The sequence below is a fragment of the Streptococcus pyogenes genome, assembly GCF_002055535.1.
Classification (GTDB): domain Bacteria; phylum Bacillota; class Bacilli; order Lactobacillales; family Streptococcaceae; genus Streptococcus; species Streptococcus pyogenes.
In genome coordinates this window covers 1,699,391-1,721,421 of sequence record NZ_LN831034.1, presented here as the reverse complement: position 1 = coordinate 1,721,421, position 22,031 = coordinate 1,699,391, and the positions used below count along the sequence as shown (strand labels likewise).

The window sequence follows — 22,031 nt, the reverse complement described above, 5'->3', positions numbered from 1 at the left end:
CATGATAATGAAAAAAGGGCAACAATACTTTTTTAGTATAAACATAAATTAATCTTCCAATAAATTAAATTAATCTTCCGATAAATAGCCATTTGATTGAATGTTCTTGCTAAAAATGAATAACCATTATTTAGCTTTAATGATTAAAAAGGCAGAAAATACAAAATCGTGCTGACAACAAACCGAACTGTGTGATAAAGAGTCATGTGTTATAATGGTTTAAAGACCGTCATGAAAGGAATGGCTATGGAGCTAAAAGACTATTTTCCAGAGATGCAAGTAGGCCCTCATCCGTTAGGAGATAAAGATTGGATGAGTATCAAAGAAGGGGACCAATATGTGCATTTTCCCAAATCATGTTTATCCGAAAAAGAGCGCTTATTACTTGAGGTGGGGCTGGGTCAGTGTGAGGTCTTGCAGCCGCTAGGGTCACCTTGGCAGCGGTATTTGCTTGATCATCAGGGCAATCCCCCTCAGCTGTATGAGACTTCTCAGTTCATTTACCTTAATCATCAGCAGGCTTTACCAGATGACTTAGTTGAGTTGCTCCAACAAATGATTGCAGGGCTTGAAGTCATTTTGCCTATCAGTGCAACCCAAACGGCATTTTTATGCCGACAAGCAATCTCAATAAAGGTCTTGCGCTGGCTTGAAGATCTCCTGCCAACGCTAGAAAGTGATTTTGGTTTGGCCTTAACCATGTTTGTTGGAAATGCCTGGTATCAGGTAGCTGCGGGTACATTGAGAGAGTGTTTTGAGGAGGAATGTCAGCTGTTAACGGCCTATTTAAGGCAACAATCAGGCAGAAAATTATTAACATTTTCAGGACTGATGCTGTGGTCTTTGCTGTCGCACCACACTTTTTTGGCATTGACGCGTCAGTTTCACCAATTCCTAAGTCCTCAAAGTGATATGGCCGATGTGGTTCACGCGCTATGGTCAGAACACGGCAATCTGGTGCAGACAGCGCAGCGCTTGTATATTCACCGTAACTCCTTGCAATACAAACTTGATAAATTTGCTCAGCAATCAGGACTCCACTTGAAGCAATTGGATGATTTAGCCTTTGCTCATCTCTTTTTGTTGAAATATTAGGAAAGGCACAGGGCTTTCTTTTTTGCTGCCTGGACTGTAGCTGATAGGGAGAATGATAGATCGTTCAGCTTGTTTTGGCTCCTGTGACCGGCCTGTGTTTACATGGTTTTCTTGTTTTATGGGTCTTTACGACTTGACTAGCCCTGCTATTGTGCAAGTTGCCCAAAGAAGTTTGGTCGCTTTGTCTCTGTTTTGAAAGCGCTATTTTTGTTATAATAAAAGCATCATATAAAAGATATCAGTGGTTTCTAGCTTTGCAGTCAGCTAGAACGTTTGCTGTTCAAATAGGAGTTACACATGGTTGAATTAAATCTAAATCACATCTATAAAAAATACCCAAATACTACTCATTATGCCGTTGAAGATTTTGACTTAGACATTAAAGACAAAGAATTTATCGTCTTTGTTGGACCTTCAGGATGTGGTAAATCGACTACTCTTCGTATGATTGCAGGTCTTGAGGACATTTCTGAAGGAGAGTTAAAAATCGGTGGCGAAGTGGTGAATGACAAGTCTCCTAAAGACCGTGATATTGCCATGGTCTTTCAAAACTACGCCCTTTACCCACACATGACTGTGTATGATAACATGGCCTTTGGTTTGAAATTACGTAAGTACAAAAAAGATGATATTGACCGTCGTGTCAAGGAAGCTGCGCAGATTCTTGGTTTGACCGAATTTTTAGAGCGTAAACCGGCTGACCTGTCTGGTGGTCAACGTCAGCGTGTTGCCATGGGGCGTGCTATTGTCCGTGATGCTAAGGTATTCTTGATGGATGAGCCTTTGTCAAACTTGGATGCGAAGCTTCGTGTGTCTATGCGTGCTGAAATTGCTAAAATTCACCGTCGTATCGGCTCAACAACTATTTACGTTACCCATGACCAAACCGAAGCCATGACTTTGGCAGACCGTATCGTTATCATGAGTGCCACTAAAAACCCTCAAGGTAATGGAACGATTGGTAAAATTGAGCAAGTCGGCTCGCCACAAGAATTGTACAACCTTCCAGCTAATAAATTCGTTGCCGGTTTTATCGGAAGCCCTGCCATGAACTTTTTTGAAGTGGAAGTTAAAGATGGCCGCATTGTGAGTGAAGATGGTCTTGACATTGCTATTCCAGAAGGACAAGCAAAAATGCTTGAAGCTGCTGGTTACAAGGGGGAAAAAGTCACTTTTGGTATTCGTCCAGAAGACATTTCTAGTAGACAAATCGTGCATGATACTTATCCAAGTGCAACTGTCACAGCAGAAGTTTTGGTTTCTGAGTTACTGGGCTCTGAGACGATGCTCTATGTCAAGCTTGGACAAACTGAGTTTGCTTCTCGTGTAGATGCGCGTGATTTCCATAGTCCAGGGGAGCAAGTTAGCTTGACCTTTAATGTGGCTAAGGGGCATTTCTTTGACAGAGATACCGAACAAGCTATTCGTTAAGGTATAAGCGATATTCATAAAAAGGTTGGGTTCCAGCCTTTTTATCATGTTATTTGCGCAAACGATTGCACAAAAAGAGAAAAAACGTTAAAATAAAAGATGAATGAATGATTAATAGGAGAAGAATAATGAAGAAACACTGGTGGCATAAAGCTACGATTTATCAGATTTACCCAAGGTCCTTTAAAGACACCAGCGGCAATGGTATTGGTGATTTAAAAGGCATTACCAGTCAACTGGACTACTTGCAAAAACTTGGCATTACAGCCATTTGGTTATCTCCTGTTTACCAAAGTCCAATGGATGACAATGGTTATGACATCTCTGACTATGAAGCGATTGCTGATGTTTTTGGAGACATGGCAGATATGGATGAGCTCTTAGCAGCAGCTAATGAGCGAGGCATTAAGATTATCATGGACTTGGTGGTCAACCATACGTCTGATGAGCATGCTTGGTTTGTTGAAGCTAGAGAAAATCCCAATAGTCCTGAGCGTGATTACTATATTTGGCGTGACGAGCCAAACAACCTCATGTCTATTTTTTCAGGATCTGCTTGGGAATTGGATGAGGCATCAGGACAATATTACCTGCATTTGTTTAGCAAGAAACAGCCTGATTTGAACTGGGAAAATGCTCAGCTGCGCCAAAAAATTTACGATATGATGAATTTCTGGATTGCCAAAGGCATCGGTGGTTTTCGTATGGATGTGATTGACCTGATTGGGAAGGTTCCTGACTTGGAGATCACGGGTAACGGGCCGCGCTTACACGATTACCTCAAAGAAATGAATCAAGCAACCTTTGGCAACCATGACGTGATGACAGTCGGTGAGACTTGGGGAGCAACGCCTGAAATTGCTCGCCAGTATTCTCGCCCTGAAAACAAAGAGTTATCCATGGTCTTCCAATTTGAGCATGTGGGTCTTCAACATAAACCTGACGCTCCCAAGTGGGATTATGCCAAAGAATTAGACGTGCCTGCTCTGAAAGCTATTTTTAGCAAGTGGCAGACAGAATTAAAGTTAGGAGAAGGCTGGAATTCGCTTTTTTGGAATAACCATGACTTGCCACGGGTCTTATCCATTTGGGGCAATGACAGCACTTACCGAGAAAAATCAGCCAAGGCTTTAGCTATTTTACTGCATTTGATGCGAGGAACCCCTTACATTTACCAAGGAGAAGAGATTGGCATGACCAATTATCCTTTTAAAGACTTAACCGAGGTTAATGATATTGAGTCCCTTAACTATGCTAAGGAAGCTATGGGAAATGGAGTGTCAGCTGCGCGTGTGATGGATAGCATCCGTAAGGTAGGACGAGACAATGCTAGAACGCCGATGCAGTGGTCTAAGGACACACATGCTGGCTTTTCTGAAGCAAAAGAGACTTGGTTGCCGGTCAACCCCAACTACCAAGACATCAATGTGGCCGATGCCCTTGCTGATCCAGACTCTATTTTTTACACCTACCAAAAATTGATTGCCTTGCGTAAGGAGCAAGACTGGCTAGTTGAAGCGGATTATCACCTCTTGCCAACAGCTGATAAAGTGTTTGCTTATCAGCGTCAGCTTGGAGAAGAGACGTATGTGATTGTTGTCAATGTGTCTGATGAGGAGCAAGTCTTTGCCACAGACTTAGCAGGTGCACAAGTGATCATCGCCAATACAGATGTGGACACGGTATTAGAGACCAAGCACTTACAACCTTGGGATGCCTTTTGTCTCAAACTGAAGGCCTAGCAGCTGTATGTGATTTGAGTTTACCCAACAGCCAAGCGAGTGGAAACTCGTTTTGGCTGTTTAATTTTTGAGATCCTATTAAGGGGTGATAGTCATTGTTTGAGCTGTGTTCTAAGTTGAAGTGCGGCATGTCTTGCAAGCGCTTGCGCAATGTGATAAGATAGTCTTGTTTGAATGTTATACTAAATGGAGGTCTTATGAAAAAGAAAGTCAACCAAGGATCAAAGCGCTATCAATATCTGTTAAAAAAGTGGGGGATAGGTTTTGTAATCGCTGCAACTGGGACTGTCGTGTTAGGGTGCACCCCTAGTATCTTAACACATCAAGTTGCTGCTAAAACCATTGTTGGACTAGCCCGCGATGAAGCTCAACAAGGAGATGGCAATGCTAAATCTGGTGATGGTCTTCAATCGTCTAGCAAGGAGGCAAAACCAGTTTTAGACAGCTCGTCAGCTAATCCTGCTAGTATTGCTGAGCATCATTTGCGTATGCATTTTAAAACATTGCCAGCTGGTGAGTCGCTAGGAAGCTTGGGACTTTGGGTGTGGGGAGATGTGGATCAACCTTCAAAGGATTGGCCAAATGGTGCTATCACCATGACAAAAGCGAAAAAAGATGACTATGGCTATTATCTAGATGTGCCACTAGCAGCTAAACACCGCCAGCAAGTGTCTTATCTCATTAATAATAAAGCTGGAGAGAATCTTTCAAAGGACCAGCACATCTCGCTTCTCACGCCAAAAATGAATGAAGTTTGGATAGACGAGAATTACCATGCGCACGCTTATCGACCTTTGAAAAAAGGTTACCTTCGAATCAACTACCACAATCAATCGGGACACTACGATAACTTAGCTGTCTGGACCTTTAAAGATGTCAAAACCCCAACGACCGACTGGCCAAATGGACTTGACTTGTCACATAAAGGGCATTATGGAGCTTATGTTGATGTCCCCTTAAAAGAAGGAGCTAACGAAATCGGATTTTTAATCCTTGATAAAAGTAAGACAGGAGATGCTATTAAAGTGCAACCAAAAGATTATCTATTTAAAGAGTTAGACAATCATACTCAGGTTTTTGTCAAAGACACTGACCCAAAAGTTTACAACAATCCTTATTATATTGATCAGGTTAGTCTCAAAGGAGCTGAACAAACCACGCCAAATGAGATTAAAGCCATTTTTACGACCTTAGATGGGCTTGATGAAGATGCGGTGAAACAAAACATCAAGATCACTGACAAAGCAGGGAAAACTGTTGCAATTGATGAGTTGACACTTGACAGGGATAAGTCTGTAATGACATTAAAGGGTGATTTTAAGGCGCAAGGTGCAGTCTACACGGTTACATTTGGAGAAGTTAGCCAAGTCGCTCGCCAATCCTGGCAATTAAAAGATAAACTCTATGCTTACGATGGTGAACTTGGAGCTACCCTAGCTAAGGATGGTTCTGTTGATTTAGCGCTATGGTCTCCAAGTGCTGATACTGTTAAGGTTGTCGTTTATGATAAACAAGATCAGACAAGGGTGGTTGGTCAAGCTGATTTGACCAAGTCGGACAAGGGTGTTTGGAGAGCTCATCTAACTTCTGACAGTGTCAAGGGCATTAGTGATTACACAGGCTACTATTACCTTTATGAAATCACGCGCGGTCAGGAAAAAGTCATGGTTTTGGATCCTTACGCCAAATCTCTCGCTGCCTGGAATGATGCGACTGCTACTGATGACATCAAAACAGCAAAAGCTGCCTTTATTGATCCAAGCAAACTAGGACCAACAGGCCTTGATTTTGCCAAAATTAACAACTTTAAAAAGCGTGAAGACGCTATTATCTATGAAGCACATGTGCGAGATTTTACGTCAGATAAGGCTCTAGAAGGCAAGTTAACACACCCTTTTGGGACTTTTTCAGCTTTCGTTGAACAGCTAGACTATCTCAAAGACTTGGGGGTTACCCACGTTCAATTGCTACCGGTTTTGAGTTATTTTTATGCCAATGAGCTGGACAAGAGCCGCTCAACAGCCTACACGTCTTCAGACAATAATTACAACTGGGGTTATGACCCACAACACTACTTTGCCCTTTCTGGCATGTATTCGGCAAATCCTAATGACCCTGCTTTACGTATCGCAGAGCTTAAAAACCTTGTCAATGAGATTCACAAACGTGGTATGGGTGTTATTTTTGATGTGGTTTATAACCACACGGCTAGAACCTATCTCTTTGAAGATTTGGAACCCAACTACTATCATTTTATGAATGCTGATGGTACAGCTAGAGAGAGTTTTGGCGGAGGTCGTCTAGGAACGACACATGCCATGAGTCGTCGTATCTTGGTGGATTCGATTACTTATCTGACTCGTGAATTCAAGGTAGATGGTTTTCGTTTCGACATGATGGGTGACCATGATGCGGCAGCTATTGAGCAAGCCTTTAAGGCAGCCAAAGCCATTAATCCAAATACCATTATGATTGGCGAAGGCTGGCGTACCTACCAAGGTGATGAGGGGAAAAAAGAAATTGCGGCAGATCAAGATTGGATGAAAGCAACCAATACGGTCGGTGTTTTCTCTGATGATATCAGAAATACCCTCAAGTCAGGTTTTCCAAATGAAGGCACAGCAGCCTTTATTACTGGTGGCGCAAAAAATCTAGAAGGTTTATTCAAAACGATCAAAGCACAGCCTGGTAACTTTGAAGCAGATGCCCCAGGAGATGTAGTGCAGTATATTGCAGCCCATGACAACCTGACCTTACATGATGTCATTGCCAAATCCATCAATAAGGATCCTAAAGTGGCTGAAGAAGAGATTCACAAGCGTATTCGTCTAGGAAATACCATGATTTTAACTGCTCAAGGGACTGCCTTTATCCATTCTGGTCAGGAATATGGACGAACCAAGCAGCTTCTAAATCCCGACTACAAGACAAAGGCGTCTGATGACAAGGTGCCAAATAAGGCGACTCTGATTGATGCTGTAGCGCAATACCCTTACTTCATCCACGATTCTTATGATTCGTCTGATGCGGTCAATCATTTTGACTGGGCAAAGGCAACAGATTCCATAGCTCACCCGATTAGCAACCAAACAAAAGCCTATACACAGGGACTAATTGCGTTGCGTCGCTCAACAGATGCCTTTACAAAAGCAACCAAAGCTGAGGTAGATCGGGATGTGACCTTGATCACCCAAGCAGGACAAGATGGTATTCAACAAGAGGACCTCATCATGGGTTACCAAACAGTGGCATCAAATGGAGATCGCTATGCTGTCTTTGTCAATGCAGACAACAAGACCCGCAAGGTAGTTTTACCTCAAGCCTACCGCTATTTGCTAGGAGCCCAAGTGCTTGTTGATGCTGAGCAAGCTGGTGTTACTGCCATTGCTAAGCCTAAGGGAGTCCAGTTTACCAAAGAAGGCTTGACTATTGAAGGCCTAACTGCCCTGGTCCTCAAAGTATCCTCAAAAACGGCTAATCCCTCTCAGCAAAAGAGTCAGACAGACAATCATCAAACCAAAACACCAGATGGCTCAAAAGACCTAGACAAATCATTAATGACTAGACCAAAAAGAGCTAAAACAAACCAAAAGCTCCCAAAAACGGGTGAAGCCTCCTCAAAAGGCTTATTAGCAGCTGGAATAGCTCTGCTTTTATTGGCTATTAGCCTGTTGATGAAGCGCCAAAAAGATTAGGGTGGTGTTAATAGAGACAAAAAGATTGCTGTTTGCGGATTCTTTTTGACGGCTATAAAAGCTCTGAGCTGTGAAAAGACCTTGTGATTGAGAAAATTGCTACTTTAGTGTATCATGAGACCAAAAGAGAAGGAGACATCCATGACATTTGAAGAAATCGTTGCGAATTTTATACCGTCGAGTGTTGCAGAAGTCACATCAGCTATCGCTAGTGGCAAAGACATGATTGTCTTTTTAGGACGTTCGAGCTGTCCTTATTGTCGCCGCTTTGCTCCCAAGTTGGCACAAGTAGCAACAGATAATCAAAAAGAAGTCTATTTTGTGGATAGCGAAAACGCTGCTGATGCTGCTGAGCTTGCTGCCTTTCGTGAGAACTACCAATTAGTGACAGTTCCAGCTTTGCTGGTTAGTTACGATCAGCACCAAAGGGCTGTATGTGATTCAAGTTTGACACCAGATGACATCTTAGCTTTTTTGACTCGTGAGTAAAGCACTGCGCTTAGCGTCTCGTTTAAAGAAGACATCAGGTAACGTCTAGTCTTGCTATACCGCTTGATTTTTGATATAGTAAGACATGACTTTTATAGAATAAAAAGGAGACATTATGGGATTTCCAACAATTTTAATGTTTGTAGTGATGCTTGGATTGATTTGGTTTATGCAACGTCAACAAAAAAAACAAGCGCAAGAACGCCAAAATCAGTTAAACGCTATTGAAAAAGGAGACGAAGTCGTAACGATTGGTGGCATGTTTGCGATTGTTGACGAAGTCGATACAACAGCTAAAAAGATTGTGTTAGATGTGGATGGCGTCTTTTTGACATTTGAGCTATTAGCTATTAAGCGTATTGTAACAAAAGCTACTACAGAAACGACACTGGTTGAAACAGAAGAAACCAGTGTTGTTAATGAGCCTGCTGTTGAGACAGTAGATAGCACTGACACTGACAGTGCCATTGAAAGCCATTAAGGCGGGGAAAGTTTGGATGAAATATGCCAAACTTTTTTGTTTTGATCCCTGGATTGAAACAGTTATTCTGATGCTAACAGGTTCATGAAAAGCTGACACATCTATCAGAGGATAGGTGAACATTTTGTGAAGATAAGATCTAATTGATAAAAAACAAGCCAAAAGGCGTGAAATATGATAAAATATGAGATAAGTATGCTTATCAATAAGGAAAAAACATGTTTGGATTAAAAGCGAAATCAACAAAAAAAGTTTTGGGGAGTATCCCAAAGCATATTGGAATTATCATGGATGGTAATGGACGTTGGGCCAAAAAAAGACTAAAACCTAGAGTGTTTGGGCATAAAGCTGGGATGGATGCTTTACAAGAAGTAACGATTACTGCATCTGAGTTGGGGGTTAAAGTTCTGACAGTCTATGCCTTTTCGACAGAAAACTGGTCCAGACCCCAAGATGAGGTGTCTTTTATCATGAATTTACCAGTAACCTTCTTTGACAAATATGTGCCTGTGCTTCATGAGAACAATGTAAAGATTCAAATGATTGGAGAGACTAGTCGTTTACCTGAAGATACCTTGGCAGCGCTAAATGCAGCCATCGACAAAACAAAACGTAATACGGGTTTAATTTTGAATTTTGCTCTCAATTATGGAGGACGTGCTGAGATTACCAGTGCTGTTCGCTTTATTGCTCAAGATGTCTTAGATGCCAAATTAAATCCAGGAGATATTACGGAGGATTTGATTGCTAATTACTTGATGACAGACCATCTGCCATATCTCTACCGAGACCCCGATTTGATTATTCGCACCAGTGGTGAGCTGCGTTTGAGCAATTTCTTGCCTTGGCAATCAGCTTACAGTGAATTTTATTTCACACCAGTCTTGTGGCCTGATTTTAAAAAGGCAGAGCTACTAAAGGCCATTGCGGATTATAACCGCCGCCAACGTCGTTTTGGCAAGGTCTAAAAGGAGATAGTTATGAAAGAACGTGTTGTTTGGGGGGGAGTAGCAGTAGCTATTTTCCTACCTTTTCTCATAATAGGAAACCTACCATTCCAATTATTTGTAGGCGTTTTGGCCATGATTGGGGTATCAGAATTACTGAAAATGAAAAGATTAGAAGTCTTTTCTTTTGAAGGTGTTTTTGCCATGTTAGCCGCCTTTGTATTGGCAGTTCCGATGGACCATTACCTCACTTTTTTACCAATTGATGCGAATGTTGCTTTTTACAGCTTAATGGTTTTTTTCATTTTGGCAGGTACTGTTTTAAATAGCAGAGCTTATTCATTTGATGATGCGGCCTTTCCGATTGCAACTAGTTTTTATGTTGGGATTGGTTTTCAACATTTGATCAATGCTCGCCTGTCAGGAATTGACAAGGTCTTTTTGGCCTTATTTATCGTTTGGGCCACTGATATTGGAGCATATCTGATTGGGCGTCAGTTTGGTAGACGCAAACTATTGCCTACAGTTTCTCCAAACAAAACCATTGAAGGTAGTTTAGGAGGGATCGCTTGTGCAGTCCTTGTGTCTTTTATCTTTATGGTGATTGATAGGTCTGTTTATGCGCCACATCACTTTTTGACCATGTTGGTTTTGGTCGCTCTTTTTTCCATTTTTGCCCAATTTGGTGATTTGGTTGAAAGTGCTCTCAAACGTCACTTTGGTGTCAAAGATTCAGGTAAGCTTATCCCGGGACATGGTGGTATTTTAGACCGCTTTGATTCCATGATTTTTGTTTTTCCCATCATGCATCTCTTTGGTTTATTTTAATCTTAAGAGGTAATGTTTGGAGTCGCAACAACGCGACAAAACTCAAAAAAGCAATAGACTGAAAGGAAATCTATGTTAGGAATAATAACCTTTATTATTATTTTTGGTATTTTAGTGATTGTCCATGAATTTGGACATTTCTATTTTGCTAAAAAATCAGGCATTCTAGTAAGAGAATTTGCCATTGGAATGGGCCCTAAAATTTTTTCTCATGTTGACCAAGGAGGAACTCTTTATACCTTGAGGATGTTACCCTTGGGCGGTTATGTGCGAATGGCTGGTTGGGGTGATGACAAAACTGAGATCAAAACAGGTACTCCAGCAAGTTTAACCCTTAATGAGCAAGGTTTTGTTAAGCGCATCAACTTGTCTCAAAGTAAGTTAGACCCAACGAGTCTCCCAATGCATGTTACAGGCTATGACTTAGAAGATCAGCTGAGTATTACTGGCTTAGTTTTAGAAGAAACCAAGACATATAAGGTCGCTCACGATGCTACTATTGTTGAAGAAGACGGTACTGAGATAAGAATTGCTCCGCTTGATGTTCAATATCAAAATGCTAGTATTGGCGGACGTTTAATCACCAATTTTGCAGGTCCCATGAATAATTTTATTTTAGGGATTGTGGTTTTTATCCTCTTGGTCTTTTTACAAGGTGGGATGCCAGATTTTAGTAGCAATCATGTCCGTGTTCAAGAAAATGGAGCAGCAGCTAAGGCTGGTCTTCGAGATAATGACCAAATTGTCGCAATTAATGGTTACAAGGTGACTAGCTGGAATGATCTCACTGAGGCTGTAGACCTTGCAACACGGGATCTAGGCCCGTCACAGACCATTAAGGTCACCTACAAGTCACATCAGCGCTTAAAAACGGTGGCTGTGAAACCACAAAAGCATGCAAAGACATACACGATAGGAGTTAAGGCGAGTCTGAAAACAGGATTTAAGGATAAGCTCTTAGGCGGTCTAGAATTAGCTTGGAGTAGGGCGTTTACTATTTTGAATGCTTTGAAAGGATTGATCACTGGCTTTAGTCTCAATAAATTAGGTGGACCTGTTGCCATGTATGACATGTCCAATCAGGCTGCTCAAAACGGCTTAGAGTCAGTCTTATCTCTTATGGCAATGCTTTCGATCAATTTAGGGATCTTTAACCTGATTCCGATTCCTGCACTTGATGGGGGAAAAATCTTGATGAATATCATTGAAGCCATTCGTCGCAAGCCTATCAAGCAAGAAACAGAGGCCTATATCACCCTAGCTGGGGTTGCTATCATGGTCGTATTGATGATTGCTGTGACATGGAATGATATCATGCGCGTCTTTTTCTAATCAAGATAGGTCATCTTAAGCTGACCTTATCATGTTAAAGATCGAAAAAGACCTCAACCCTAAGATTTGCAAGGGTTGAGGTCTTACTCAAAATGAAAGGAATACACATTCAAATTATTGAATAATCCCGCTTCACTCTTACTTGATGTTTCCAGAAGGGTTTGAGGATAAGGGGATGTATTAAAACGGAATAATCTATGAAACAAAGTAAACTGCTTATCCCAACCTTGCGCGAAATGCCAAGTGATGCCCAGGTTATCAGCCACGCGCTTATGGTGCGTGCCGGTTATGTGCGCCAAGTTTCTGCTGGTATCTATGCTTATTTACCACTGGCAAATCGTACCATTGAGAAATTCAAGACCATCATGCGTGAAGAGTTTGAAAAGATCGGTGCTGTTGAAATGTTGGCGCCAGCTCTTTTGACAGCTGATCTCTGGCGTGAATCAGGCCGTTATGAGACCTATGGAGAGGACCTCTATAAGCTTAAAAACCGTGATAACTCAGACTTTATCTTGGGTCCAACTCACGAAGAAACCTTTACGACTTTGGTGCGTGATGCGGTCAAATCTTACAAGCAATTGCCCTTAAACCTTTATCAAATTCAGTCTAAGTATCGTGATGAAAAACGTCCGCGTAATGGCTTGCTTCGTACCCGTGAGTTTATTATGAAAGACGGCTATAGTTTCCATCACAACTATGAAGATTTAGATGTGACCTACGAAGATTATCGTCAAGCTTACGAAGCTATTTTTACCAGAGCTGGTTTAGATTTCAAAGGGATTATTGGAGATGGCGGTGCCATGGGGGGGAAAGATTCCCAAGAATTTATGGCCATTACACCAGCTCGTACGGATCTTGATCGCTGGGTGGTTCTTGACAAGTCTATTGCGTCAATGGATGATATTCCAAAAGAGGTCTTAGAAGATATTAAGGCAGAATTGGCTGCTTGGATGATTTCAGGTGAAGATACTATTGCTTATTCAACAGAATCAAGCTACGCTGCCAACCTTGAGATGGCAACTAACGAATACAAACCGTCCTCAAAAGTAGCTGCTGAAGATGCCTTGGCAGAAGTTGAGACACCACATTGCAAAACGATTGATGAAGTGGCTGCTTTTCTTTCAGTAGATGAAACACAAACCATCAAAACCTTGCTTTTTGTGGCAGATAATGAACCTGTTGTTGCTTTGCTAGTTGGAAATGACCATATCAATACCGTTAAATTAAAAAACTATCTAGCTGCTGATTTTTTAGAGCCAGCTAGTGAAGAAGAAGCCCGTGCTTTCTTTGGTGCAGGTTTTGGCTCACTTGGGCCTGTCAACTTGGCACAAGGTAGTCGTATTGTGGCTGACCGCAAAGTGCAAAACCTTACCAATGCCGTTGCAGGAGCTAACAAGGATGGTTTCCATATGACAGGAGTCAATCCAGGACGTGACTTCCAGGCTGAATATGTAGATATTCGTGAAGTCAAAGAAGGGGAAATGTCTCCGGACGGTCATGGTGTTCTCCAGTTTGCGCGTGGTATCGAAGTCGGTCATATCTTCAAGTTGGGCACTCGTTATTCAGACAGCATGGGAGCAACGATTCTTGATGAAAATGGCAGAACAGTTCCAATTGTGATGGGTTGTTATGGTATCGGGGTTAGCCGCATTTTGTCTGCTGTCATTGAACAGCATGCCCGTCTCTTTGTGAACAAGACACCAAAAGGCGATTACCGTTATGCTTGGGGTATTAACTTCCCTAAAGAATTAGCCCCATTTGACGTGCATTTGATTACAGTTAATGTCAAAGATCAAGTGGCCCAAGACTTGACGGCGAAGTTAGAAGCTGACTTGATGGCTAAAGGGTATGATGTCTTGACAGATGACCGTAATGAACGCGTCGGTTCGAAATTCTCTGATAGCGATTTGATTGGTTTGCCAATTCGTGTCACTGTTGGTAAAAAAGCCGCTGAAGGTATCGTGGAAATTAAAATCAAGGCAACAGGTGACAGCATTGAAGTTAATGCAGAAAACCTCATCGAAACCCTTGAAATTTTAACAAAAGAACACTAAAAAAGAAATGAAGAGGCTGCCTGTTTAGAGTGGCCTCTTTTTGCTGTGAACTTGTCTGATACAGAGTGGCTTTTGCTTTACCAAAAGCGCTTGGCGATAAAAGATTGGCAAAAAAAATGACCTCAACTGAGCTATCACTTGGAATAAATTAGCCAAAGAACGTCAGAAGAAAGCCCTGCTTTTCTTTCCATCTAAAACTCGAAAATCATCTTGAATTGTGATAAAATAAAGCCTAGTAAAATCAGGAGAAAATTATGTCAGATTTATTCGCTAAATTGATGGACCAGATAGAAATGCCACTTGACATGAGACGTTCAAGTGCCTTTTCATCTGCTGATATTATCGAGGTAAAGGTACATTCGGTGTCACGCTTGTGGGAATTTCATTTTGCCTTTGCAGCGGTTTTACCGATTGCAACTTATCGTGAATTGCATGATCGTTTGATAAGAACTTTTGAGGCGGCTGACATTAAGGTAACCTTTGACATCCAAGCTGCTCAGGTGGATTATTCAGATGATCTGCTTCAAGCTTATTACCAAGAAGCTTTTGAGCATGCACCGTGTAATAGTGCTAGTTTTAAATCTTCTTTCTCAAAGCTCAAAGTGACTTATGAGGATGACAAACTCATTATTGCAGCGCCAGGTTTTGTGAATAACGATCATTTTAGAAACAATCATCTGCCTAATCTGGTCAAGCAATTAGAAGCCTTTGGCTTTGGCACCTTGACCATAGATATGGTGTCAGATCAGGAAATGACTGAGCATTTGACCAAGAATTTTGTTTCCAGTCGTCAGGCTCTTGTGAAAAAGGCTGTGCAGGATAATTTGGAAGCCCAAAAATCTCTTGAAGCCATGATGCCACCAGTTGAGGAAGCCACACCTGCTCCTAAGTTTGACTACAAGGAACGAGCAGCTAAGCGTCAGGCAGGGTTTGAAAAAGCAACCATCACACCAATGATTGAGATTGAGACCGAAGAAAACCGGATTGTCTTTGAGGGTATGGTTTTTGACGTGGAGCGTAAAACGACTAGGACAGGTCGCCATATCATCAACTTTAAAATGACAGACTATACCTCCTCGTTTGCTCTCCAAAAATGGGCTAAAGACGATGAGGAGCTCCGTAAATTTGATATGATTGCTAAGGGAGCTTGGTTACGGGTACAAGGGAATATTGAGACCAATCCTTTTACGAAGAGTCTCACCATGAATGTCCAGCAGGTCAAAGAAATTGTCCGTCATGAGCGCAAAGACCTGATGCCAGAAGGGCAAAAGCGGGTCGAACTTCATGCCCACACCAATATGTCTACCATGGATGCCTTACCGACAGTAGAAAGCTTGATTGATACGGCAGCCAAGTGGGGACACAAGGCGATTGCTATCACCGACCATGCTAATGTGCAAAGTTTTCCTCATGGCTACCATAGGGCTCGCAAAGCTGGGATTAAGGCTATTTTTGGCCTAGAAGCCAATATTGTTGAGGACAAGGTGCCTATTTCTTATGAACCTGTTGATATGGATTTGCACGAAGCTACCTATGTGGTCTTTGACGTGGAAACCACAGGTCTATCTGCTATGAATAATGACCTGATTCAGATTGCGGCTTCCAAAATGTTTAAAGGAAATATTGTAGAGCAGTTTGATGAATTCATTGATCCTGGGCATCCTCTTTCAGCCTTTACCACCGAATTGACAGGAATTACCGATAAGCATTTGCAGGGCGCCAAGCCATTGGTTACTGTCCTAAAAGCTTTTCAGGACTTTTGCAAAGATAGTATCTTGGTTGCCCACAACGCCAGTTTTGACGTGGGCTTTATGAACGCCAATTATGAACGCCACGACTTGCCCAAAATCACACAGCCTGTGATTGATACCTTAGAATTTGCTAGAAACTTGTATCCTGAGTACAAGCGTCACGGTTTGGGACCGCTCACCAAGCGTTTCCAAGTGAGTCTAGACCACCATCATATGGCCAATTACGACGCGGAAGCCACAGGACGTCTTTTGTTTATTTTTCTAAAAGATGCCAGAGAAAAGCATGGCATCAAAAATCTTTTGCAACTCAATACAGATTTGGTGGCTGAGGATTCTTACAAAAAAGCGCGGATTAAGCATGCGACTATCTATGTGCAAAATCAGGTTGGTCTTAAAAATATGTTTAAGTTGGTCAGCCTTTCCAATATCAAATATTTTGAAGGGGTGCCGCGTATTCCAAGAACCGTCTTAGATGCTCACAGAGAGGGTTTGTTACTTGGTACAGCTTGTTCTGACGGCGAGGTTTTTGATGCCGTTCTGACTAAAGGAATTGATGCAGCGGTTGATTTGGCTAGGTATTATGATTTTATCGAAATCATGCCACCAGCCATTTACCAGCCATTGGTTGTCCGTGAATTAATCAAAGATCAAGCAGGTATTGAGCAGGTGATTCGTGACCTCATTGAAGTAGGGAAACGAGCTAAGAAACCTGTGCTTGCCACTGGGAATGTGCATTATCTAGAGCCTGAAGAAGAGATTTACCGTGAAATTATTGTGCGTAGTCTTGGTCAGGGTGCCATGATTAATAGAACAATCGGCCGTGGGGAAGGGGCACAGCCTGCTCCTCTACCTAAAGCGCACTTTAGAACAACCAATGAAATGCTGGATGAGTTTGCCTTTCTTGGAAAAGACCTCGCTTATCAAGTAGTTGTGCAAAATACTCAGGATTTTGCGGACCGTATTGAGGAAGTGGAAGTGGTTAAGGGCGATCTTTACACCCCGTATATTGATAAGGCCGAAGAGACGGTTGCCGAATTAACCTATCAAAAAGCCTTTGAAATTTATGGTAATCCTCTCCCAGATATTATTGATTTACGCATTGAAAAAGAGTTAACCTCTATCTTGGGGAACGGTTTTGCTGTGATTTATCTCGCTTCCCAAATGCTTGTTAACCGGTCAAATGAGCGAGGCTACCTAGTTGGTTCTAGGGGATCTGTAGGGTCTAGCTTTGTCGCCACCATGATTGGGATTACTGAGGTTAATCCTATGCCGCCTCACTACGTTTGCCCGTCCTGCCAACATTCTGAATTTATCACAGATGGGTCAGTTGGATCTGGCTATGATTTGCCTAATAAACCCTGTCCGAAATGTGGCACCCCTTATCAAAAAGATGGGCAAGACATTCCCTTTGAGACCTTTCTTGGGTTTGATGGGGATAAGGTGCCCGATATTGATTTGAACTTCTCTGGTGATGACCAGCCCAGTGCCCATTTGGATGTCCGAGATATTTTTGGTGACGAATACGCCTTTCGTGCTGGAACAGTTGGTACCGTAGCAGAAAAAACAGCTTATGGATTTGTCAAAGGCTATGAACGCGACTATGGCAAGTTCTATCGTGATGCTGAGGTGGATCGTCTAGCAGCAGGTGCTGCTGGTGTGAAACGAACGACTGGGCAGCACCCTGGGGGGATTGTTGTTATTCCTAATTACATGGATGTTTATGATTTTACCCCCGTGCAATATCCAGCCGATGATGTAACGGCTTCTTGGCAGACAACTCACTTTAACTTCCATGATATTGATGAAAACGTCTTGAAACTTGATATCCTAGGGCATGATGATCCGACCATGATTCGTAAACTTCAGGATTTATCGGGCATTGATCCTATTACTATTCCTGCTGATGATCCGGGAGTTATGGCTCTCTTTTCTGGGACAGAGGTTTTGGGCGTTACCCCGGAACAAATTGGGACACCGACTGGTATGCTAGGCATTCCAGAATTTGGAACCAACTTTGTTCGCGGCATGGTTAATGAGACGCATCCGACCACTTTTGCGGAGCTTTTGCAGTTGTCTGGACTATCTCATGGAACCGATGTTTGGCTTGGTAATGCACAAGATTTGATTAAAGAAGGCATTGCAACCCTAAAAACCGTTATCGGTTGTCGTGACGACATCATGGTTTACCTCATGCACGCAGGCTTAGAACCAAAAATGGCCTTTACCATTATGGAGCGTGTGCGTAAGGGATTATGGCTAAAAATTTCTGAGGAAGAACGTAATGGCTATATTGATGCCATGCGAGAAAACAATGTGCCCGACTGGTACATTGAATCGTGTGGAAAAATCAAGTACATGTTCCCTAAAGCCCATGCGGCAGCTTATGTTTTGATGGCCCTTCGGGTGGCTTATTTCAAGGTGCACCACCCCATTATGTATTATTGTGCTTATTTCTCTATTCGTGCGAAGGCTTTTGAATTAAAAACCATGAGTGGTGGTTTAGATGCTGTTAAAGCAAGAATGGAAGATATTACTATAAAACGTAAAAATAATGAAGCCACCAATGTGGAAAATGACCTCTTTACAACCTTGGAGATTGTCAACGAAATGTTAGAACGCGGCTTTAAGTTTGGCAAATTAGACCTTTACAAAAGTGATGCTATAGAATTCCAAATCAAAGGAGATACCCTTATCCCTCCATTTATAGCGCTAGAAGGTCTGGGTGAAAACGTGGCCAAGCAAATCGTTAAAGCTCGTCAAGAAGGCGAATTCCTCTCTAAAATGGAATTGCGTAAACGAGGCGGGGCATCGTCAACGCTCGTTGAGAAAATGGATGAGATGGGTATTTTAGGAAATATGCCAGAAGATAATCAATTAAGTCTTTTTGATGACTTTTTCTAGATTATCATGATGATAGTAATATGCAAAGTCATAAAAGAAGAGGGACAAGATCACTTTCTAATCTCTCTGATACTAAACTGTGACATACCGTATAAAGCGAGGAAATCAAATGAGTCATTTAGATAAGAACACCGCTTTGAAAGCCATGGTGGTGTTTCGTAAAGCTCAGCGAACGCTAGATGCTTTTGGGGCTGATATTTTTAAAAAGGCAGATTTAACAGCCACGCAGTTCAGTGTGCTTGAAGTACTATATACTAAAGGCTGTATGCGAATCAATCACTTGATTGATTCTTTGTTAGCGACTTCGGGGAATATGACTGTTGTACTAAATAATATGGAACGCAATGGCTGGATTAGCAAGTGCAAAGACAAAACGGATAAAAGAGCCTATGTGGTTACCTTAACAGATAAGGGTACTCGCTTGATTGAAGCTGTTTTGCCTAAACACGTCGCACGGGTGGAAGAAGCCTTTGCTGTTTTGACTGAAAAAGAACAACTTTGTCTGATTGAACTTCTCAAAAAGTTCAAACAATTATAAACAAATCTCTTTACAGCTCTTCTTAGAGAAGATATAATTACTACATAGTGATAAATTTCAAAAAGAAGTATCAATGAAATACCACTTTTAGAAAGCTTTAAAACGATCTTTAAAAAAAGAGGGCAAAGAGATGAAACATATTTTATTTATTGTTGGCTCGCTTCGTGAAGGGTCTTTTAACCATCAATTAGCGGCTCAAGCACAAAAAGCTCTGGAACATCAAGCAGTTGTATCTTACTTAAATTGGAAAGACGTTCCTGTTTTGAATCAAGATATCGAAGCTAATGCACCTTTACCAGTTGTTGACGCTCGTCAAGCTGTTCAGTCAGCGGATGCTATCTGGATTTTTACACCAGTTTACAACTTCTCTATTCCAGGTTCTGTTAAAAACCTGCTAGACTGGTTGTCTCGTGCTCTTGATTTGTCTGATCCGACGGGCCCATCTGCTATTGGCGGTAAGGTGGTTACGGTCTCTTCAGTTGCAAATGGCGGGCATGATCAAGTATTTGATCAGTTTAAAGCACTATTGCCGTTTATCCGAACTTCAGTAGCAGGAGAGTTTACAAAAGCAACTGTGAATCCTGATGCCTGGGGAACAGGAAGGCTTGAGATTTCAAAAGAGACAAAAGCAAACTTGCTATCTCAGGCAGAGGCTCTTTTAGCGGCTATTTAGACTAACAAAAAAAGGCTAAAGGGCCTTTTTTTGTTAGTCTAAAATCAAGAGCTCTTCTTTGGTTTCAAAGGGGTTTTTAGCATTGATCCGATCGTAGAACAAAACACCATTGATATGGTCAATTTCATGTTGAACCACAATAGCGTTGTATCCCTTTAATTTGATGCGATGCTGTTGTCCTTCTTTATCATAGTAGTCTACTGTAACACGAGCATGGCGAACCACATACCCTTCAACAACACGATCGACAGATAAACAACCTTCGCCATCAGAAAGGGCTGCATCTTGAACAGAATGAGAAACGATTTTAGGATTATACAGGACTTCTTGCCAGCTATAGGCTTCTTTAGGAGGATTTCCTTCTTTATCAGGAAGATTAGGAACGAGCACAGCGATGATACGTTTTGACACATCAATCTGAGGAGCTGCTAGACCAACACCGGCCCTAAGACCAAGTTTTTCCGCCATTACAGGATCTTGAGAATGCTTCAAAAATTGCATCATCTTTTCTCCTAATAGGATATCCTCATCACACAAGGGTAAGCTCACTTCTTTGGCGACAGCTCTTAAAGTTGGATTCCCTTCACGAATAATGTCATCCATGGTAATCAGATGACTAGGTTTAATTAATTTATCTTGTGCAGACATGTCTACTCCTTTACTTTTTTTTAACTGGATTTACTATATCACAAATCATTTCTTTTTTAAAGAAAAGTCAGATAGTGGTTAGAGTGATTGCTATTATAAGTTAATGGGCTGCATACCTCAGAGGTCTTAATTGAGTTAGAGCGTCTAAATCGGCAATACGATAGGTTTTGAAGCAGATGCGTTCGATAATCCTCTGAAAAATGGGCTGCTTAAGTACGTGCTTAAGATGGCGATCGCTTGTTCCAAAACGGTTTGCTAATAATGTAAGGTTTAGATGAACCTCTTGGTTGGCTTGCGCTTCAAGGGTATAGGAAGCAAAGCGCTCTTTGACGGTATAGGTAATGTTTTGTTGGCAAACATTTTGTGTCAACTCTTGACCTATGTCATAAAGGCAGGTCGCATCGGTTAATAAGCTGTGTTCATGGATTAGGGATTGGGTTTGTTAATACTAGAGCAATTAATATTATCAGTGAACACTTTGTTGGAAAGAAATGAATGACTATGCTAGGTTACCGCTTATCAGCTGAAGTGCGGGGATCAGCCATCTTACCTCTTTTAGCTGGTTATCTTATTAGGCAAGCAATCGCACAGGTTTATTCTGATTTAAAAACAGCCTCTTGGCTATTTGGCCTTGCTAGTTCTGTTGCTTAAGGTGGTTTGGATGTGAGAGCTTAGAATAATAGGATAACGGTTGACCTAATATTATGAATCTGCTAGAATAGAGTGGTCGAAAGACAAACCAACTTTTTCTTGGTTTTAGGAGTGCCAATCCTAAGACTCGGATTAAGCAAAAAAAGGAGAATATATTATGGCAATCTCAAAAGAGAAAAAAAATGAAATCATTGCTCAATATGCACGTCATGAAGGCGATACAGGTTCAGTTGAAGTTCAAGTAGCAGTTCTTACTTGGGAAATCAACCACTTGAACAGCCACATCAAACAACACAAAAAAGACCACGCTACTTACCGTGGATTGATGAAAAAAATTGGTCACCGTCGTAACTTGTTGGCATACCTACGTCGTACAGATGTTAACCGTTACCGTGAGTTGATCCAATCTCTTGGACTTCGTCGTTAATTTCAAGTTTAAAAAGTCCTCTGCTTATGCAGTGGGCTTTTTCATTTTTGACATGTTGTTTGTTAACTTACACATTTGGCTAGAATGGTCTAAGACTGTTTTTTTAGCAGTTGATGATTTTATTTAACAACAAAAGGTATCTCAGTGATGAGGTATCTTTTGTTGTATCATGAAGAAAAAGGGAATCAATTCCCAGATTTGCCTATTTTTGACCACCTTTTGAGGAACTTGTTACAATGATATCACCTGTTGAGTCCAATTGCAGTCAAAAATGACATGAGACAATTGGACTCAATTTATCTTGAAAATGAAAACGCTTCATTTTATACTGACATTATAGGAGGAGAT

General features: G+C 41.6%; 17 protein-coding genes. 15 read left to right on the top strand and 2 right to left on the bottom strand.

Going from position 1 to position 22,031, the window contains the following annotated elements; all coding sequences use genetic code 11:
- The first annotated feature begins 246 nt into the window (after positions 1-246).
- From B6D67_RS09120 to B6D67_RS09055, 13 genes are all read left to right on the top strand, one after another.
- Complete coding sequence (locus tag B6D67_RS09120; RefSeq protein WP_010922689.1) at positions 247-1,095, top strand: helix-turn-helix domain-containing protein; 849 nt, start codon at positions 247-249, stop codon at positions 1,093-1,095.
- A 297-nt stretch (positions 1,096-1,392) separates the two neighbouring features.
- Positions 1,393-2,526 carry an ABC transporter ATP-binding protein gene (locus B6D67_RS09115; RefSeq protein ID WP_010922688.1) on the top strand — a complete coding sequence of 378 codons (1,134 nt, stop codon included), beginning with the start codon at positions 1,393-1,395 and terminating at the stop codon, positions 2,524-2,526.
- A gap of 128 nt (positions 2,527-2,654) precedes the next feature.
- A complete protein-coding gene (gene dexB / locus B6D67_RS09110; protein ID WP_011285728.1) occupies positions 2,655-4,268 on the top strand; it encodes a glucan 1,6-alpha-glucosidase DexB in 1,614 nt (537 codons plus the stop codon).
- A 197-nt stretch (positions 4,269-4,465) separates the two neighbouring features.
- Positions 4,466-7,963, top strand: coding sequence for a pullulanase (locus tag B6D67_RS09100; RefSeq protein ID WP_010922686.1), 3,498 nt, complete (start codon positions 4,466-4,468; stop codon positions 7,961-7,963).
- A 114-nt stretch (positions 7,964-8,077) separates the two neighbouring features.
- A complete protein-coding gene (locus B6D67_RS09095) occupies positions 8,078-8,452 on the top strand; it encodes a thioredoxin domain-containing protein (protein ID WP_010922685.1) in 375 nt (124 codons plus the stop codon).
- A 115-nt stretch (positions 8,453-8,567) separates the two neighbouring features.
- Positions 8,568-8,933: a preprotein translocase subunit YajC gene (yajC, locus tag B6D67_RS09090; protein ID WP_011285724.1), complete on the top strand. Its 366-nt coding sequence runs from the start codon at positions 8,568-8,570 to the stop codon at positions 8,931-8,933.
- Between the two features lie 218 nt (positions 8,934-9,151).
- The gene (locus tag B6D67_RS09085) at positions 9,152-9,901 is read left to right on the top strand and encodes an isoprenyl transferase (protein ID WP_010922683.1); all 750 of its coding nucleotides are present in this window, start codon (positions 9,152-9,154) and stop codon (positions 9,899-9,901) included.
- Positions 9,902-9,913: 12 nt separating this feature from the next.
- Positions 9,914-10,708 (top strand): phosphatidate cytidylyltransferase, encoded by a 795-nt coding sequence (locus tag B6D67_RS09080; RefSeq protein ID WP_002982606.1) that lies wholly within the window; start codon positions 9,914-9,916, stop codon positions 10,706-10,708.
- Between the two features lie 72 nt (positions 10,709-10,780).
- A complete protein-coding gene (gene rseP, locus B6D67_RS09075; protein ID WP_010922682.1) occupies positions 10,781-12,040 on the top strand; it encodes an RIP metalloprotease RseP in 1,260 nt (419 codons plus the stop codon).
- Between the two features lie 197 nt (positions 12,041-12,237).
- Entirely contained in the window at positions 12,238-14,094 is a 1,857-nt protein-coding gene (locus B6D67_RS09070) for a proline--tRNA ligase (RefSeq protein WP_010922681.1), read from the top strand.
- A 254-nt stretch (positions 14,095-14,348) separates the two neighbouring features.
- Complete coding sequence (locus tag B6D67_RS09065; protein WP_011285722.1) at positions 14,349-18,746, top strand: PolC-type DNA polymerase III; 4,398 nt, start codon at positions 14,349-14,351, stop codon at positions 18,744-18,746.
- A 109-nt stretch (positions 18,747-18,855) separates the two neighbouring features.
- Positions 18,856-19,284 (top strand): MarR family winged helix-turn-helix transcriptional regulator, encoded by a 429-nt coding sequence (locus tag B6D67_RS09060; protein WP_002982615.1) that lies wholly within the window; start codon positions 18,856-18,858, stop codon positions 19,282-19,284.
- A 130-nt stretch (positions 19,285-19,414) separates the two neighbouring features.
- A complete protein-coding gene (locus B6D67_RS09055) occupies positions 19,415-19,957 on the top strand; it encodes an NADPH-dependent FMN reductase (RefSeq protein ID WP_010922679.1) in 543 nt (180 codons plus the stop codon).
- Positions 19,958-19,990: 33 nt separating this feature from the next.
- Here the strand turns inward: B6D67_RS09055 and def are convergent, their stop codons facing one another.
- Positions 19,991-20,605, bottom strand: a complete 615-nt coding sequence (gene def / locus B6D67_RS09050) for a peptide deformylase (protein WP_002982624.1) — start codon at positions 20,603-20,605, stop codon at positions 19,991-19,993.
- 100 nt (positions 20,606-20,705) lie between these two features.
- Entirely contained in the window at positions 20,706-20,975 is a 270-nt protein-coding gene (locus tag B6D67_RS09045) for a transcriptional regulator (protein ID WP_002982627.1), read from the bottom strand.
- A 125-nt stretch (positions 20,976-21,100) separates the two neighbouring features.
- Between B6D67_RS09045 and B6D67_RS09040 the strand changes: the two genes are divergently transcribed.
- Together B6D67_RS09040 and rpsO are read left to right on the top strand one after the other, a co-directional pair.
- A complete protein-coding gene (locus B6D67_RS09040; RefSeq protein ID WP_010922678.1) occupies positions 21,101-21,256 on the top strand; it encodes a hypothetical protein in 156 nt (51 codons plus the stop codon).
- 157 nt (positions 21,257-21,413) lie between these two features.
- Entirely contained in the window at positions 21,414-21,683 is a 270-nt protein-coding gene (rpsO, locus tag B6D67_RS09035) for a 30S ribosomal protein S15 (protein WP_010922677.1), read from the top strand.
- Positions 21,684-22,031: the final 348 nt, after the last annotated feature.